17 protein-coding genes and 1 pseudogene are annotated in these 15,837 nt (G+C 70.1%); 4 read left to right on the forward strand and 14 right to left on the reverse strand.

All coding sequences use genetic code 11. The features are described 5' to 3' along the window. Nucleotides 1–220: pseudogene (locus A5745_RS05665) on the reverse strand (hypothetical protein); the annotation flags it as partial. 100 nt (nucleotides 221–320) lie between these two features. Between A5745_RS05665 and A5745_RS05670 the strand changes: the two are divergent. Continuing rightward, nucleotides 321–791, forward strand: a complete 471-nt coding sequence (locus A5745_RS05670; protein WP_076115416.1) for a DIP1984 family protein — start codon at nucleotides 321–323, stop codon at nucleotides 789–791. A 225-nt stretch (nucleotides 792–1,016) separates the two neighbouring features. Here the strand turns inward: A5745_RS05670 and A5745_RS05675 are convergent, their stop codons facing one another. Continuing rightward, entirely contained in the window at nucleotides 1,017–2,135 is a 1,119-nt protein-coding gene (locus A5745_RS05675) for a Xaa-Pro peptidase family protein (protein ID WP_076115417.1), read from the reverse strand. Between the two features lie 33 nt (nucleotides 2,136–2,168). Here A5745_RS05675 and A5745_RS05680 point away from each other — a divergent pair, with 33 nt between their 5' ends. Beyond that, complete coding sequence (locus A5745_RS05680) at nucleotides 2,169–2,885, forward strand: B-4DMT family transporter (RefSeq protein ID WP_076064776.1); 717 nt, start codon at nucleotides 2,169–2,171, stop codon at nucleotides 2,883–2,885. Nucleotides 2,886–2,888: 3 nt separating this feature from the next. Here the strand turns inward: A5745_RS05680 and aroQ are convergent, their stop codons facing one another. From aroQ to A5745_RS05730, 10 genes are all read right to left on the reverse strand, one after another. Further along, nucleotides 2,889–3,320: a type II 3-dehydroquinate dehydratase gene (gene aroQ, locus A5745_RS05685; protein ID WP_076115418.1), complete on the reverse strand. Its 432-nt coding sequence runs from the start codon at nucleotides 3,318–3,320 to the stop codon at nucleotides 2,889–2,891. Next, nucleotides 3,317–4,405, reverse strand: coding sequence for a 3-dehydroquinate synthase (aroB, locus tag A5745_RS05690; RefSeq protein ID WP_076115419.1), 1,089 nt, complete (start codon nucleotides 4,403–4,405; stop codon nucleotides 3,317–3,319). The genes aroQ and aroB overlap by 4 nt, the downstream gene beginning before the upstream one ends. Further along, nucleotides 4,402–4,938 (reverse strand): shikimate kinase, encoded by a 537-nt coding sequence (locus A5745_RS05695; protein ID WP_076064779.1) that lies wholly within the window; start codon nucleotides 4,936–4,938, stop codon nucleotides 4,402–4,404. Before A5745_RS05695 ends, aroB begins: the two co-directional genes overlap by 4 nt. Before the next feature lie 6 nt (nucleotides 4,939–4,944). Continuing rightward, entirely contained in the window at nucleotides 4,945–6,159 is a 1,215-nt protein-coding gene (gene aroC / locus A5745_RS05700; RefSeq protein WP_076115420.1) for a chorismate synthase, read from the reverse strand. 20 nt (nucleotides 6,160–6,179) lie between these two features. Beyond that, nucleotides 6,180–6,599: a prepilin peptidase gene (locus A5745_RS05705; protein WP_076115421.1), complete on the reverse strand. Its 420-nt coding sequence runs from the start codon at nucleotides 6,597–6,599 to the stop codon at nucleotides 6,180–6,182. Between the two features lie 10 nt (nucleotides 6,600–6,609). Beyond that, nucleotides 6,610–7,434 (reverse strand): shikimate dehydrogenase, encoded by an 825-nt coding sequence (locus tag A5745_RS05710; protein WP_076115422.1) that lies wholly within the window; start codon nucleotides 7,432–7,434, stop codon nucleotides 6,610–6,612. Next, a complete protein-coding gene (gene mltG, locus A5745_RS05715) occupies nucleotides 7,409–8,656 on the reverse strand; it encodes an endolytic transglycosylase MltG (RefSeq protein WP_076115423.1) in 1,248 nt (415 codons plus the stop codon). Before mltG ends, A5745_RS05710 begins: the two co-directional genes overlap by 26 nt. Beyond that, nucleotides 8,649–9,122, reverse strand: coding sequence for a Holliday junction resolvase RuvX (ruvX, locus tag A5745_RS05720; RefSeq protein ID WP_076115424.1), 474 nt, complete (start codon nucleotides 9,120–9,122; stop codon nucleotides 8,649–8,651). Before ruvX ends, mltG begins: the two co-directional genes overlap by 8 nt. After that, nucleotides 9,123–11,825 (reverse strand): alanine--tRNA ligase, encoded by a 2,703-nt coding sequence (gene alaS, locus A5745_RS05725; RefSeq protein ID WP_076115425.1) that lies wholly within the window; start codon nucleotides 11,823–11,825, stop codon nucleotides 9,123–9,125. Between the two features lie 102 nt (nucleotides 11,826–11,927). Beyond that, nucleotides 11,928–12,317, reverse strand: coding sequence for a secondary thiamine-phosphate synthase enzyme YjbQ (locus tag A5745_RS05730; protein WP_170874575.1), 390 nt, complete (start codon nucleotides 12,315–12,317; stop codon nucleotides 11,928–11,930). Between the two features lie 159 nt (nucleotides 12,318–12,476). Here A5745_RS05730 and A5745_RS05735 point away from each other — a divergent pair, with 159 nt between their 5' ends. Both A5745_RS05735 and A5745_RS05740 read left to right on the forward strand, forming a co-directional pair. Continuing rightward, the gene (locus A5745_RS05735) at nucleotides 12,477–13,097 is read left to right on the forward strand and encodes a putative quinol monooxygenase (RefSeq protein ID WP_076115426.1); all 621 of its coding nucleotides are present in this window, start codon (nucleotides 12,477–12,479) and stop codon (nucleotides 13,095–13,097) included. Nucleotides 13,098–13,263: 166 nt separating this feature from the next. Beyond that, nucleotides 13,264–13,887: a hypothetical protein gene (locus tag A5745_RS05740; protein ID WP_076064788.1), complete on the forward strand. Its 624-nt coding sequence runs from the start codon at nucleotides 13,264–13,266 to the stop codon at nucleotides 13,885–13,887. Here A5745_RS05740 and A5745_RS05745 read toward each other — a convergent pair whose 3' ends face one another. Further along, nucleotides 13,888–14,223, reverse strand: coding sequence for a hypothetical protein (locus A5745_RS05745; RefSeq protein ID WP_076064789.1), 336 nt, complete (start codon nucleotides 14,221–14,223; stop codon nucleotides 13,888–13,890). It abuts the gene before it with no gap. Beyond that, nucleotides 14,220–15,572, reverse strand: coding sequence for a replication-associated recombination protein A (locus A5745_RS05750; protein WP_076115427.1), 1,353 nt, complete (start codon nucleotides 15,570–15,572; stop codon nucleotides 14,220–14,222). The genes A5745_RS05745 and A5745_RS05750 overlap by 4 nt, the downstream gene beginning before the upstream one ends. Nucleotides 15,573–15,837 lie beyond the last annotated feature (265 nt).

Below are 15,837 nucleotides of genomic sequence, written 5' to 3' on the forward strand. Positions count from 1 at the left end.
GGGCCGGGCCCAGCCAGTCGTGGCACAGATTCAAGTCCCAGTGGTAGTTGGTGCCCCAGGCCGGGTCCCATTGCTGCCCCGGGCACCAGTGGTTGGTGGGCACCGGCGCCGGCGCCGCCGCCGCGACGCCGGCCAGGCCGAGGGCGGACACGGCCAGCCCCGCGGCCAGCGCGCCGGTGGACAGACGAACCCACGGTCTCGCTTGCTTCACCGTCGTCATTTCCCTGAGCTTTCCCTAGACCGGATCCACACAGCTTAGTGACTGGCGTCGGAAATGCGTTGTCGCTAACTTGGGCTCACCGATTTGAGGGGACGAGACAGTGAAGCTGGCCGAGGCGCTATCGCTGCGGGCGACCGCGGCGCGTCGCATGGAACAGTTGCGCGCGCGCATCGTGAGCAATGCCCGCTATCAGGAGGGTGAAGAACCGGCCGAGGACGCCGCGGCCTTGCTCGCCGAAGTCGACGGCGTGGTGGACGAGTACGAAGACCTGATCCGGCGCATCAATCGCACCAACGCGGCCACGACGATCGGTGCCGACGGCACGCTGACCGACGCGTTGGCCCGCCGGGACGCGCTGCGCTGGCGTCACCACATTTTGACCACCGCGGCGGATGCGGCCGCGGGGAACACCCAGCAGAGCTACTCGCGCCAATTGCGGTCAGAGCTAAAGATGTTGTCCGCCTTGCCTGTTGCCGATCTGCGGGCGCAGGCCGATCAGGCTGCCCGCGACCTTCGCGAGCTCGACGTGCGGATCCAACGCTCCAACTGGGAGGTGGACCTCCTGGATTGACGGGATTCGGGGTGCAGCAGGTAGTTGTCGCGGAGGCGTGCACAAGCCCTGACCGGCGGGCCAAGCCCGGTCACTCCTGGCGCACGAAGGGCAGTGCAGAGGGTTCGACTCCCTCGTCACAGCGCAGCCCAGCACCGCGCACAGGTGACGGGGCACGACACACAGCACATCACCACGTGCAGATCCGTGACGACGAGGGTGGGCACGGGGCATCCACCCCGAAAGCTAGGTGAGGACCGCCAATTCCTTCGGGAAGCAGGTCAACAGTTCCGGGGTCGCGTCGGCGCCCTCCGACGGTCCATCGGCCACCACCAACGTGTCCTCGATGCGGACACCGCCCCGGCCGGGCAGGTAAACGCCCGGCTCCACGGTCACGACGGAGCCCGCACGCAGCGTGCCGGCCGAGGTGGCCCCGATGCCCGGCGCCTCGTGGATCTGCAGGCCCACACCATGCCCCAGGCCATGGCCGAAGTTCTCGCCATAACCGGCGTCGGCGATCAGCTGACGCGCCGCGGCATCCACCTCGCGCAGGCCGACGCCCGGCCGCAACGCCTCCCGGCCGGCCCGCTGCGCCTCGGCGACCAGCCGATAGATCTCCAGCTGCCAGTCCGCTGCCTTGCCCAGCACAAAGGTGCGGGTCATGTCGGAGTGATAGCCGGCCACCAGCGCGCCGAAGTCGATCTTGACGAAATCGCCGTCGGCCAGCACGGCGTCGGTCGGGCGGTGGTGGGGAATCGCGGAATTCGGCCCCGCGGCCACGATCGTCTCGAACGAGATCGCGTCGGCGCCGTGGTCGAGCATCAAGCCCTCCAGCTCGCGGCTCACCTCACGCTCCGTTCGTCCGGGCCGCAGACCACCGCGTGCCACCAGATCCTCGAGCGCGGCGTCGGCCGCCTCGCAGGCCAGCCGCAGTAGCGCCAGCTCGCCGGCGTCTTTGACCTCGCGCAGCGCCTCGACCGTGCCGGCGGCCCGCACCAGCTCGGTTTCCCCGCCGCGGGTGTCCAGCTCCCCGGTCAGCGCGTCGAACCCGTCGACGGTGACCACGTTGCTTTCGAAGCCGAGCTTGCGCACGCCGCCGTCAGCGGCCTGACCGACCAGGTGGCGCCCGAGCGCCCGCTCGATCGCGATTTCCAGGTCGGGTGCTTGCTCGGCGGCCTGGGTGCGATAGCGCCCGTCGGTGGCCAAAATGGGCACCCGATCGTCGGCGAAGACCAGCAACGCGCCGTTCGACCCCGAGAACCCCGATAGGTAGCGCACGTTGATCAGGTCTGTGACCAGCATCGCGTCTAGCCCACCGGCCCGGATTTGCGCTTTCAGATTTCCTCGACGCTGGGAATGTGTCACAGGTCTTGACGGTACTCGCTACGCTTTTCCCCCATGAGCAACTGGATGCTGCGCGGATTGGGGCTAGCCGCGGGAATGGTAATCGTTCGCTTGCTGCAGGGGGCGATGATCAACGCTTGGCAAGAATGGGCCGCTTGGATCAGCGTGGTGCTGCTGCTCCTGTACGTCATCGTGGTGGCCGCGTGGGGCTTTTCGGACGGCCGGGCCGACGCCACGGCCAATCGGGATCCGGATCGCCGGCAGGACCTGGCGATGACCTGGCTGCTGGCCGGCCTGGTCGCGGGGGTCGTCAGCGGGGCCGTCTCCTGGCTCATCGGTCTGTTCTACAAGGGCCTCTACACCGGGGGCCTGCTCAACGAGCTGACGACGTTCGCGGCGTTCACAGCGCTCGTGGTGTTCCTGTCCGGCATCGTCGGGGTGACGATCGGCCGCTGGCGGGTGGACCGGCAGTACGAGAAGGAGCCGGAGAAACACCACGGCCTCGCCGCCAAGGAACGGGACTCCGACACCGACGTGTTCACCGCCGTTCGCGGCGACGAGACACCGACCGGCGAGATTCCGGCGCAGGCCAAGACCGAGGAGCGGACCGCGTCGGTGGCCACCGCCGAGCGGGACGCCCCGACCGAGTCGATCCCGACGGCCGGGCGCGAGGCGCCCACCGAGACGATCCCGACGGCCGGCGACGACGCAAAGACCGAGACGATCCGCACCGATCCGAGGCACTCCAAGCCGGGCCCGGAAAAGGAATAGCGTTCAGTCGTTCGCCAGATAGCGCAGGGCGAGCAGGTAGCCCTGGACGCCCAGGCCGACGATCACTCCGGTCGCGACCGGGCTGATGTAGGAGTGGCGCCGGAACTCTTCGCGCGCATGCACATTGGAGATGTGCACCTCGATCAGGGGTGCGCGCAATTCGGCGCAGGCGTCGCGCAGGGCCACCGACGTGTGGGTCAGCCCGCCGGCGTTGAGGATCACCGGTTCACCCGCATCGGCGGCCAGATGGATCCAGTCCAGCAGCTGGCCTTCGTTATCGCTTTGGCGCACAACGGCTTTGAGCCCGAGCTCGGCGGCCTCGCGCTCGATCAGCTCGGCCAGCTGCTCGTGGGTGGTGTCGCCGTAGACGTCGGGCTCGCGCCGGCCCAGCCGACCGAGGTTGGGACCGTTGAGCACATGCACCGTCACCGTCATGAGTTGTCCAGTCCCGAGTAGGCGGTCACCAGCAGCCCCGGATCCGGCCCCACCAACCGGCCCGGCTTGGCCAGCCCGTCGAGGACCACGAACCGGAGCACACCGGCCCGGGTTTTCTTGTCCCCGGCCATGTATTCCAGCAGCTGCGGCAGGGCGTCGGCGTCGTAGCTGACCGGTAGCCCCAGCGACGTCAGGATGGTGCGGTGCCGCTGCGCGGTGGCGTCGTCCAGCCGGCCGGCCAGGCGCGACAGCTCCGCGGCGAACACCAGGCCCACCGACACCGCGGCGCCGTGGCGCCACTGATAGCGCTCGCGACGCTCGATCGCATGCCCCAAAGTGTGCCCGTAGTTCAGGATTTCGCGCAGCTCCGATTCCTTCTCGTCGGCGGCGACGACCTCGGCCTTCACGGCGACGGCGCGCCGGATCAGCTCGGGCAGCACGGCCCCGGTCGGGTCCAGCGCGGCCTTCGGGTCGGCCTCGATGAGGTCGAGGATCACCGGGTCGGCGATGAATCCCGCCTTGACCACTTCGGCCATTCCGGCGGCGATTTCGTTGTGCGGCAACGTTTCCAGGGTCGCCAGGTCGACGAGGACGGCGAGCGGCTGGTGAAACGCGCCGACGAGGTTCTTGCCCGCGTCGGTGTTGATGCCGGTCTTGCCGCCGATCGCCGCGTCGACCATGCCCAGCAGCGTGGTGGGCACGTGCACGATGTCGACGCCGCGCAGCCAGGTGGCCGCCGCGAAACCGGCGACGTCGGTGGCCGCGCCGCCGCCGAGGCTGACCAGTGCGTCTTTGCGGCCGATCCCGATGCGGCCCAACACTTCCCAGATGAATCCCACGACGGGCAGGTCCTTGCCCGCCTCGGCGTCGGGGATTTCGATGCGGTGCGCGTCGACACCCTTGTCGGCCAGGTGACTTCGCATCACCTCGGCGGTTTGCGCCAGCACCGGCTGGTGCAGGATCGCGACGCGGTGCCGATCGGACAGCAGGTCGACCAACTCGCCCAGCAGCCCGGTGCCGATCACCACCGGGTACGGCGGATCGACGGCCACCTGCACGGTGACCGGTTCGGGGGTGTCGGTCATGTTGCGGCCCTGCAGGAATCGGGGGCGGGGGCCTGCAGCTGCGCGACGATGTGGCGGACCACCGCACCGGGATTGCGGCGGTTGGTGTTGACCCGGATGGTCGCGACGCGCCGGTACAACGGCACCCGCTTGGCCATCAGCGCCCGGAACTTCTCCGTGCGATCCGGCCCGGCCAGCAGCGGCCGGACCGTGTTGCCGCCGGTGCGCCGCACCCCTTCCCGGGCGCTGATCTCCAGGTAGACGACGGTGTGGCCGGCGAGCGCGTCGCACACCCCCGGGCTGGTGACGGCTCCCCCGCCGAGCGACAGCACGCCGTCGTGCTCGGCCAGCGCCGCACGCACCACCTCTTCCTCGATGCGGCGGAACTCCTGTTCCCCGTCGGCGGCGAAGATGTCGGCAATGGTGCGGCCGGTCCGCTGCTCGATCGCGGCGTCGGTGTCGAGCAGGCCGACGCCCAGCGCCTTGGCCAGGCGCCGCCCGATCGTGGACTTGCCGGAGCCCGGCAATCCCACGAGTACCGCCTTGGGTGCCATGCGGGCCTATCCCCCTATCAATCGAGCGCGGGCCGCGGGCGCCTCCCGGTCGGCGACGGCGCGCTGGTACGCGTCGATGTTGCGGCGGGTCTCGGCGAGCGAATCGCCCCCGAACTTCTGCAGCGCCGCGCGGGCGAGCACCAGCGCGACCATGGTCTCGACGACGACGCCGGCGGCCGGCACCGCGCACACGTCCGAGCGCTGGTGGATCGCGACGGCCTCGTCGCCGGTCGCCATGTCGACGGTGGCCAGCGCCCGCGGCACGGTGGAGATCGGCTTCATCGCGGCGCGCACCCGCAACGGCTGGCCGTTCGTCATGCCGCCCTCGATCCCGCCGGCCCGGTTGGTCGAGCGGACGACGCCGTCGGGACCCGGGTACATCTCGTCGTGGGCGCGGCTACCGCGGCGGCGGGCCGTTTCGAAACCGTCGCCGATCTCGACGCCCTTGATCGCCTGGATGCCCATGACGGCGGCCGCGAGCTGGCTGTCGAGCTTGTTGTCGCCGCTGGTGAACGACCCCAGCCCGACCGGTAGCCCCAGCGCCACGACTTCCACCACGCCGCCGAGGGTGTCGCCGTCCTTCTTGGCCGCCTCGATCTCGGCGATCATGGCCTGCTCGGCGGCCTTGTCGAGGGCGCGGACCGGGCTGGCATCGATCGCGGCCAGGTCTTGTGGCCCCGGCGGCGGCCCGTCGTAGGGCGCCGACGGCCCGATCGCGATGACGTGCGAGAGCACCTCGACACCCAGGGCCTGACGCAGGAACGCCCGGGCGACCGTCCCCGCCGCGACGCGGGCGGCGGTCTCGCGGGCGCTGGCCCGCTCCAGCACCGGCCGGGCGTCGTCGAAGCCGTACTTGAGCATGCCGGCGTAGTCGGCGTGGCCGGGCCGCGGCCGGGTGAGCGGTTCGTTGCGGGCGCTGTTTTCCAGTTCCGCGGGGTCGACGGGGTCGGTGGCCATCACGGTTTCCCACTTCGGCCACTCGGTGTTGCCGATCTCGATGGCAATGGGGCCGCCCAGGGTCACGCCGTGGCGTATCCCGGACAGGATGGTCACGTCGTCGCGCTCGAACTTCATTCGCGCGCCGCGGCCGTAGCCGAGCCGGCGGCGGGCCAGCTGGTCGCCGATTTCGGTGGACGTCACTTCGACGCCGGCGACCATGCCTTCCACCACGGCCACCAGCGCGCGGCCATGCGATTCTCCGGCGGTGATCCAGCGCAACACCCGTCTATCTTCCCATGGGCTCAACCCAGAAAAGCCAACCCGGCCGCGCCGGCGGTGGCCACGCACATCGACGGACCGTGCGGCACGGAACGCCTGCCACGCGCCATTCCCCACAGCGCGGTGAGCAGCGGCGCGCCGAGCGCCGCGACAAACCACACCCCCGCGCCGAAGCATCCGGTCAACCCGCCGACACCCATCGCCAGCTTGACGTCGCCGGCCCCCATCCCCGCCGGGGCCACCAGGTGCATCAGCAGATACAGCCCGGCCAGCGCCGCCGCCCCGGCCAGCGCGGGCAGCCCGCGCCCGGCGATGGCGGCGGCCAGCAGGATCGCACCGGCCCCGGGCAGGGTCAGCAGGTTCGGCAACCGGCGCTCGCGAACGTCGTAGCAGGTCAACGCCACCAGCCAGGCCAGTACCAGGGCGGCCGTCGCGATCCGCATGCGCAGCAGGCTAGTCCAGCGCCTCCGCGGCGCAAGTCATCTCCTCGCGCGGCGCCGGCAGCCCGGTGAACTGTTCGACCTGCGCGAACGCCTGATGCAGCAGCATCTGCAACCCGCTGATCACCCGGCCGCCGGCGGCGGCCACCGCGGCGGCCAGCGGTGTGGGCCAGGGGTCGTAGACGGCGTCCAGCAGCACCGGGATCGGCGCGAACGTGTCGGCGTACCGCGCGGCCACGTCGGCGGGGATCGTGCTGACCAGCACCTCCGCCGCGGCCACCTCGTCGGCCAGCGAACCGCCGTCCAGCCCGCAGAACCGCGTCGCCACGCCGACCCTGCCGCCGAGCTCCACCAGCCGCGCCGCCTTCGCCGGATCGCGGGCTATGACGGTGATGCCGGGCACGCCGAGTTCGGCCAGCGCCACGACGGCGGCCGGCGCGGTGCCGCCCGATCCACAGACCAGAGCCCATCCCGAGGCCGAGCCGACCGCGCCGCTCACCCCGTCGATGTCGGTGTTGTCCGCCCGCCAGCCCCGCGGCGTGCGGACCAGGGTGTTGGCCGAGCCGACCAGGGCCGCGCGGTCGGTGTGCTCATCGGCGAACCGCAACGCGGCGAACTTGCCCGGCATCGTCACCGAGACGCCCACCCATTCGGGCCCCAACCCGCCGACCACTCCCGGCAGCTCCTCGGCGCCGCACTCGATGCGCTCATAGGTCCACCCGTCGAGACCCAGCGCGCGGTACGCCGCCAAGTGCAGTTGCGGGGACTTCGAATGCGCGACCGGGGAGCCGAGGACGGCCGCCTTCCTCGCGCTACCGGGGCGTGCTGTCGAGGACACCGTTGTGCTTAGCCAGCTCGATATTGGCCAGGTGCTGCTTGTAATCCCTGGTGAACAGGGTGGTCCCCTGGGCGTCGATGGTGACGAAGTACAGCCAGTCCCCCGGCTCGGGATGCTCGGCGGCGCGCAGCGCTTCGATGCCGGGCGAGCAGATCGCGGTCGCGGGCAGGCCCTGGGACACGTAGGTGTTCCACGGCGTCTTCTGGGCCCGGTCGGCGTCGCTGGTGGCCACCTCGCGGCGGTCCAGCGGATAGTTCACCGTCGAGTCGAATTCCAGCGTGTGGTGTGCGTTCAGCCGGTTGTAGATGACCTGGGCCACCTTCGGGAAGTCCTGCGAGTTGGCCTCCTGCTGCACCAGCGACGCCACCACCAGGATGTCGTAGGGCGACAGGTGCATGGCCTGGGCAGTGTCGACCAACCCCGACTTCGTGTACTCCACCGCCCCGGCGCTGATGAGTTCCCCCAGGATGTTCTCGGCCGACGCCGAGGGATCGATGTTGAACGTGCCGGGCGCGATGAGGCCCTCGAGCCGGCGATGGTCGTTGCCCAGCTCGGTAACCGGCTCGACCGCCCAGGCCGGCACCGACAACACGCCGAGAGGGCTGTTGGTCGCCGCCGCGCGCAGGGCGTCGACCGACACGCAGCGCTTGGTGCCGTCGAGATCCACACACGTGGCGCGCGAGATCAGCGTCAGGATTCCCGGCGTCACCACGTTGGTCTTCATGTCGGTGGTGTCGTCGAGCTGGCGCCCTTCCGGGATCACCAGCTTTCCGACCCGGCTGGTCGGGTCGGCCAGCCGGGCGACGGCGTTGGCAGCCGGGATTTCGGTGCGCATCCGGTAGAAGCCGGGCTGGATGGAGGTGATCTTGGAGTTGCCGTGCGCGGCATTGACGAACGCCCGGACGGTGGCGACCACGCCCTGGTTGTGCAGCGTCTCGCCGACCGCGGTGGTGGAGTCGCCGTCCTGGATCTGGATCACGATGTCGTGCTTGCCGCTACCGGTGTAGTCGTCACCGCCTCCGAACACCGCGTGCCAGAGCCGCGAGCCGAGGAACACGGCCGCCACCACGACGACGACGAGGACCCCTGCGGCGATCCGGCCGGCGTAGCGCCGCCGCTTGCGCCCGCGCTCGGCCCGGTTGCGGGACACCCGGCTCGCCCTGCGCCGCGGCGGCCCGACCGCTTCGGGCTCGGCGCGCTCGCGCCGCACGCTGTCAACCATCGGTGGCGTCCCCCGAGTCGGCGCCGGCCATCGTCGCCCGGCGCTGATCGAGCCAGCCCTGCAGGATCGACACGGCCGCGGCCTGGTCGATCACTGACCGCTGCTCCCTGGCCCGCATCCCCGCCGCGCGCAGCGATCGCGGCGCGCTGACCGTGGTGAGGCGCTCGTCGGCCAACAGCACCGGTATCGGGGCGATCCGCCGTGCCAGCTCGTCGGCCAGGTCGATGGCGTCTTGCGCCGACGGCCCGATGCGGTCGGCCAGGGTGCGCGGCAGCCCGACGATCACCTCGACGGCCTCCAGCTCGGCGGCCAGCTCGGCCAGCCGGCGCAGGTGCTTGCCGGAGCGCTCGCGGCGCACGGTTTCCACCGGGGTGGCCAGGATGCCGTCGGGGTCGCTGGATGCGACGCCGATGCGCACCTTGCCGACGTCGATGCCGAGGCGCCGTCCCCGCTGCCGTTCAACCACTCAACCGACCCGCGCTATCGCGGCGATCTGGGAGCGCACGGCCTCAATCGCCGCGTCGATGCCGGTCGGATTCTTTCCCGAGCCCTGCGCTAGGTCGGCCTTGCCGCCGCCGCGGCCGTCCACGGCGGTGGCGAGCTGCTTGACCAGGTCGTTGGCGCGAAGCCCCAGGTCTTGGGCGGCGGGATTGGCGGCCACCGCGTACGGCACCGTGTCGCCCTCGCCCTGAGCGATCAACGCGACCACGGCCGGGTCGCTGCCCAGCTTGCCGCGGATGTCGCCGACGAGGGAGCGCAGGTCGGCCGCCGTCATTCCGCCCGACATCCGCTGCGCCACCACACGAACGTTACCGATCCGCTCCGCACCCGCGGCGGCGTTGGTCGCGGCGGCGCGCGCGCCCGCCATCCGTGCGCGCTCGAGTTCCTTCTCCGCGGCCTTGAGCCGCTCCACGAGGTTGGCCACCCGGGCGGGCACCTCTTCGGAGGGCACCTTCAGCGACGACGCCAGCCCGGCCATCAGCGCCCGTTCCTTGGCCAGGTGGCGGAACGAGTCGAGCCCGACGTAGGCCTCCACGCGGCGGACCCCGGAACCGACGGAGGCTTCGCCCAGGATGGTCACCGGGCCGATCTGCGCGGAGTTGTGCACGTGGGTGCCGCCGCACAGCTCCAGCGAAAACGGCCCGCCGATCTCCACGACCCGCACCTCGTCGGGATAGCTCTCGCCGAACAGCGCAATCGCCCCCATCGCCTTGGCCCTGTCGAGCTGCTCGGTGAAGGTGTGCACCTCGAAGTCGGCCTGCACGGCCTCGTTGGTGACCTCTTCGATCTGGGTGCGCTGTTCCTCGGAAAGCGGCCCCTGCCAATTGAAGTCGAAGCGCAGATAGCCCGGGCGGTTCAGCGAGCCGGCCTGAACGGCGTTGGGCCCCAGCACTTGTCGCAGCGCGGCGTGCACCATGTGGGTGCCCGAGTGCCCCTGGGTGGCACCGCGGCGCCACCCCGGGTCCACCGCCGCGACCACGGTGTCGCCCTCGACGAATTCCCCGGATTCGACGTTAACCCGATGCACCCAAAGGGTTTTCGCGATCTTCTGCACGTCGGTGACCGCCGCGCGGGCGGACTCGTTGGCGCCGGTCCCCCTGATGGTGCCCTCGTCGGCGATCTGGCCGCCCGACTCGGCGTAGAGCGGGGTGCGGTCCAACACCAGCTCGACGCGATCCGCCCCGTCGGTGCCGTGCGCTACCACCGGCACCCGCTTGCCGTCGGAAAAGATGCCCAGAATCCTTGCCTCGGAAGTCAACTCGTCGAATCCGGTGAACTCGGTGGGGCCGGCGTCGACCAGCTCGCGGTATGCGCTCAGGTCGGCGTGCGCATGCTTGCGCGCCGCCGCGTCGGCCTTGGCGCGGCGACGCTGCTCGGCCATCAGTTCGCGGAAGCCGCTCTCGTCGACGCTCAGGCCGGCCTCGGCAGCCATCTCCAGGGTGAGCTCGATCGGGAAGCCGTAGGTGTCGTGCAGCGTGAAGGCGTCCGAACCGGACACCACGCCCGCGCCCGCCGCTTTGGTGGCGCCGGCCACCTCGTCGAACAGCTTGGAACCCGAGGCCAGCGTGCGGTTGAACGCGGTCTCCTCGGCGACGGCGATGCGCCTGATCCGGTCGAAATCGGTGACCAGTTCGGGATACGACGGGCCCATCGCGTCGCGCACGGTGGTCATCAGGTCGCCGACGATCGGACCCTCGATGCCCAGCAGCTTGGCCGAGCGGATCACCCGGCGCAGCAGCCGGCGCAGCACGTAGCCGCGCCCGTCGTTGCCGGGACTCACCCCGTCGCCGATCAGGATCGCGGCGGTGCGGCTGTGGTCGGCGATGATGCGGTACCGCACATCGTCGTCGTGGTTGCCGACGTCATACCCGCGCGGGGCGCGCGCGGCGACAGTGTCTATGACCGGCCGCAGCAGGTCGGTTTCGTAGACGTTGTGCACACCCTGCAGCACGAACGCGACCCGCTCGACGCCCATGCCGGTGTCGATGTTCTTGCGCGGCAACGGCCCCAGGATCTCGAAGTCGGCTTTGCCGGTGCCCTCGCCGCGTTCGCTCTGCATGAACACCAGGTTCCACAGCTCGACGTAGCGGTCCTCGTTGGCGATCGGGCCGCCCTCGACGCCGAACTCCGGCCCGCGGTCGTAGTAGATCTCCGACGACGGGCCGCACGGCCCTGGGATGCCCATCGACCAGTAGTTATCGGCCATGCCGCGGCGCTGGATCCGCTCCTCCGGCAGCCCGGCAATCTCCCGCCACAGCCCAAAGGCCTCGTCGTCGTCGAAATACACTGTGGCCCAAAGCCTTTCGGGGTCCAGCCCGTATCCCCCGTCACCAATCGGGTTGGTGAGCAGGGACCAGGCCAGCTCGATGGCCTCGCGCTTGAAGTAGTCACCGAACGAGAAGTTGCCGGCCATCTGGAAGAAGGTGTTGTGCCGGGTGGTGATGCCCACCTCGTCGATATCCGGAGTGCGGATGCACTTCTGGATGCTGGTGGCCGTGGGGTACGGCGGGGTGCGCTGCCCCAGGAAGAACGGCACGAACTGGACCATGCCGGCGTTGACGAACAGCAGGTTGGGGTCGTCGAGGATCACCGACGCGCTGGGCACCTCGGTGTGACCCGCCTTCACGAAATGATCGAGGAACCTCTTCCTGATCTCGTGTGTCTGCACTTACGTTCGCTTCTTCCCGTGTCGCGTTGAGTTTGCGGTGACTTTTGTATTGACGTCGATTCCCAGCCTATTCGCCCGGATTGAACGGCTGTTGCCTGGTGGCTAGCCCTCCAGAAAGCTCAACCGCACCGACCGCCGCGGATTGTCCCGGTTGAGGTCCACCAGCACGATGCTTTGCCACGTGCCCAGCAGCGGTTCACCGGCGGAGACCGGCACCGTCACCGACGGTGTGACGAGCGCCGGCAGCACGTGGTCGGCGCCGTGGCCTTCGGAGCCGTGCGCGTGGCGGTAGCGGTCGTCGCGCGGCAGCAGCCGTTCGAGCGTGTCGACCAGATCGTCGTCGGAGCCCGCGCCGGTCTCGATGATCGCGACCCCGGCCGTCGCGTGCGGGACGAACACGTTGCACAGGCCGTCGCCACAGCTGAAGCAGAACCTGCGAACCGCGTCGGTGAGATCCACGATGCGGCGACGCGCGGTGTCCACATTCAGCACATCGGTATGCACCCGGTCCAGCCTACGGGCGGGCGCCCGCGAGCGGCCAATCGATTGTGAGTGCTGCCACACCATTGCGGGTGCTCATCGGCAGGAGGAAGGTAGTGCGTGGACCGGTGGCGCCACCGGGGCGCTGCCCCGAGTAAGAGGGGGTGGATCGTGTACGCACGCTCTACCACAATCCAGGCGCAACCCTCGTCCATCGACGCCGGAATTGCGCATGTCCGCGATGAGGTGATGCCCGCGCTGCAAGGCATGCCGGGATGCGTCGGCGTATCCCTGTTGGTCGATCGCCGCTCGGGCCGGTGCATCGCCACCAGCGCCTGGGAGAGTGACGAGGCCTTGCGCGGCAGCGCGGACCACGTGACGCCGATCCGCGATCGGGCCGCGGAAATGTTCGGGGGCACGGCAGATGTCGAGCAGTGGGAGATCGCCGTGCTGCATCGCGATCACCGCGCGCCCGAGGGCGCGGGCGTGCGGGCGACGTGGGTCAAGGTGCCGGCGGACCAAATGGATCAGGGCATCGAGTACTACAAGTCGTCCGTGCTGCCACAGCTCGAGAGCCTCGACGGGTTCTGCAGTGCGAGCCTGATGATCGACCGCGAGTCCGGACGTGGCGTGTCCTCCGCGACGTTCGACAGCCTCGACGCGATGGAGCGAAACCGGGACCGGGCAACCGAACTGAAGAACTCCTCGATGCAAGAGGTCAGCGGCGAGGAACTCGACGAAGGCGAGTTCGAGTTGGCGCTGGCGCACCTGCGGGTGCCCGAGCTGGTCTGATCGAGACACATTGGTAGACCGGCCGAACCGGGCATCGGCCGGTCGCCAGCCTGCGCGCCTCGCGCCCATTGCGACCCCATTGCGACCGGTAACCCGTAGGAGGAAGGTATCTGGTGGGACCGGTGGCGCCACCGGGGCGCCGCCCCGACAGAGTGAGGGGTCGATCGTGTACGCACGCTCTACCACCATCCAGGCGCAACCCTTGTCGGTCGACATCGGAATTGCGCACGTTCGCGATGTCGTCACGCCTGCCCTGCAGGAGATGGACGGGTGCGTCGGAGTGTCGCTGTTGGTGGACCGCCAGTCCGGCACCTGCATCGCCACCAGCGCATGGGAATCCATCGAAACGATGCGCGCCAGCGCCGAGCGGGTAGCGCCCATCCGCGACCGCGCCGCGCTGATGTTCGACGGCAGCGCGCGCGTCGAAGAATGGGACATCGCGCTGGTGCACCGCGACCACGCCTCCCGGGAAGGAGCATGCGTGCGGGCCACCTGGCTCAAGGTGGTGCCGGATCAGCTCACCCGCTCGCTGGACTTCTATCGCACGGCCGTCCTTCCGGAGATGGAGAACCTGGACGGCTTCTGCAGCGCCAGCCTGATGGTCGACCACCCGGCCTCCCGGCGAGCGGTGTCGTGCTCGACGTTCGACAGCCTGGAAGCGATGGCCCGCAACCGTGACCGCGCGACCGAGCTGCGCAGCAGGCGCGTGCGCGAGCTGGGCGCCGAGGTGATCGACGTCGTCGAGTTCGAGCTGGCCATCGCCGGCCTGCGGGTGCCCGAGCTGGCCTAGCTACGGCAGCGAATCCCCGGGGAACCCACGGCAGGCGTGCGCCTCGTAGGTGAACACGCCGGCCGCCACGCCCGGGTCGCCGTCCATGATCGCCGCGGTCTCGTCGATGTTCGCCGCGAAAACCCCGACGCCGCACACGTCGGACCCGTCGGTGACCGGCAGGACCACCGCCAGCACGCCGTCGTCGCGCAGGGCGAAGTTGCGCCGCCCGTGCTCCCAGACGATGCCCGGTGCCGTGTCGTCGCCGAAGTTGGGTCCCCGCTTGAGAATGACGACGCTGTATTCCTTCGCGGTGGGCAGCAGCCGGCCCATCTCCTCGTCGGTGAAGGTCCTCATGGCCTCTTCTTACGGATGATCGCCCGCAGCCGGTCCAGTCGACCGGCCATGTCCCGCTCGCCGCCGCGACCGCTGGGCCGATAGTAGTCGACGTCCACCAATTCGTCGGGCGGATATTGTTGTGCGACAACGCCGTCCGGGTCGTCGTGCGAATATTTGTAGCCCTGCGCGTTGCCCAACCCCGCCGCGCCGGAGTAGTGCCCGTCGCGCAGATGTGCCGGCACCAGGCCGGCCTTGCCCTCCTTGACGTCGCCCATAGCCGCGGCCAGCGCGGTGGTGACCGCGTTGGATTTGGGCGCGGTGGCCAGGTGGATGGTGGCGTGCGCCAGCGTCAGCTGCGCCTCGGGCATGCCGATCAGGGCGACCGTCTGCGCGGCGGCGACCGCGGTCTGCAGCGAGGTCGGGTCGGCCATGCCGATGTCCTCGCTGGCCAGGATCAACAGCCGGCGCGCGATGAACCGGGGATCCTCCCCGGCCAGCAGCATGCGGGCCAGATAGTGCAGCGCGGCGTCGACGTCGGAGCCGCGCACCGACTTGATGAACGCGCTGATGACGTCGTAGTGCTGATCGCCGTCGCGGTCGTAGCGGACCGCCGCCTTGTCGAGGGACTGCTCGATGGCCTCGACCGTCACCGGCTCCCCCTGCACCGCCTCGGCGGCGACCTCCAGCGCGGTGAGGGCGCGACGGGCGTCGCCGGCCGCCAACTGCACGAGCAGGTCGACGGCCTCGGGCTGCACCACGACCTGACCGCCCAGGCCGCGGGGGTCATCGATGGCCCGCCGCACCACCGTGCGGACGTCGTCGGCGCTCAGCGGCCGCAGCTGCAGGATCAGCGAGCGGGACAGCAGGGGTGCCACCACGGAGAACGACGGGTTCTCCGTGGTCGCCGCCACCAGCAGCACTACCCGGTTCTCCACCGCGGAGAGCAGGGCGTCCTGCTGCGTCTTGGAGAATCGGTGCACCTCATCGATGAACAGCACCGTCTGCTGCCCGGAAAGGAGGGCCCTGCGCGCCTGATCGATCACGGCCCGGACGTCTTTGACGCCCGCCGACAAGGCCGACAGCGCCTCGAACCGGCGCCCGGTCGCCTGCGAGATCAGCGCGGCCAGCGTCGTCTTCCCGCTGCCCGGCGGGCCGTACAGGATGGCCGATGCCACGCCCGAACCCTCGACCAGGCGGCGCAGGGGCGATCCGGGCGCCAGCAGGTGGTCCTGCCCGACCACCTCGTCCAGCGACGCCGGGCGCATCCGCACCGCCAGCGGCGCGCCGGCGGACACGCCCACGTCGGGATTGGCCGCCTGCGGTGCGCCGGGCAGGTCGAACAGACCGTCGGACACGGCTTTAGGCATACCACGCGGAGCGGACAACCACGCCCGCCGGCGGCGACCGCGACGCAGGCTGAAACGAATCCTCGCCCAACGGCCGCATCTTTGCTAAGTTCCCGGTTGCCAAGTTCAGTGCGCGTGCCCGTAGTGCGAATCCGACAGCTAGGACGGCAATGAGCCAGCCCCCAGAGCACCAAGGCAACCCATCCGACCCGCAGGGCGGGGGCAACCCACCGGGCTACCCGCCGCCGCCGCCGAACTACGGCACGCCGCCCGCGCCTCCGGCGCC

It is taken from the genome of Mycobacterium sp. IS-2888 (assembly GCF_001954215.1).
Taxonomy (GTDB): domain Bacteria; phylum Actinomycetota; class Actinomycetes; order Mycobacteriales; family Mycobacteriaceae; genus Mycobacterium.

Coding starts and splice junctions, on each gene's coding strand:
- A5745_RS05680 (WP_076064776.1), top strand. CDS start 2,169: ATGAGCAACTGGATGCTGCGCGGATTGGGGCTAGCCGCGGGAATGGTA.
- aroQ (WP_076115418.1), bottom strand. CDS start 3,320: ATGACGGTGACGGTGCATGTGCTCAACGGTCCCAACCTCGGTCGGCTG.
- aroB (WP_076115419.1), bottom strand. CDS start 4,405: ATGACCGACACCCCCGAACCGGTCACCGTGCAGGTGGCCGTCGATCCG.
- A5745_RS05695 (WP_076064779.1), bottom strand. CDS start 4,938: ATGGCACCCAAGGCGGTACTCGTGGGATTGCCGGGCTCCGGCAAGTCC.
- A5745_RS05705 (WP_076115421.1), bottom strand. CDS start 6,599: ATGCGGATCGCGACGGCCGCCCTGGTACTGGCCTGGCTGGTGGCGTTG.
- mltG (WP_076115423.1), bottom strand. CDS start 8,656: ATGGTTGACAGCGTGCGGCGCGAGCGCGCCGAGCCCGAAGCGGTCGGG.
- A5745_RS05745 (WP_076064789.1), bottom strand. CDS start 14,223: ATGAGGACCTTCACCGACGAGGAGATGGGCCGGCTGCTGCCCACCGCG.
- A5745_RS05750 (WP_076115427.1), bottom strand. CDS start 15,572: ATGCCTAAAGCCGTGTCCGACGGTCTGTTCGACCTGCCCGGCGCACCG.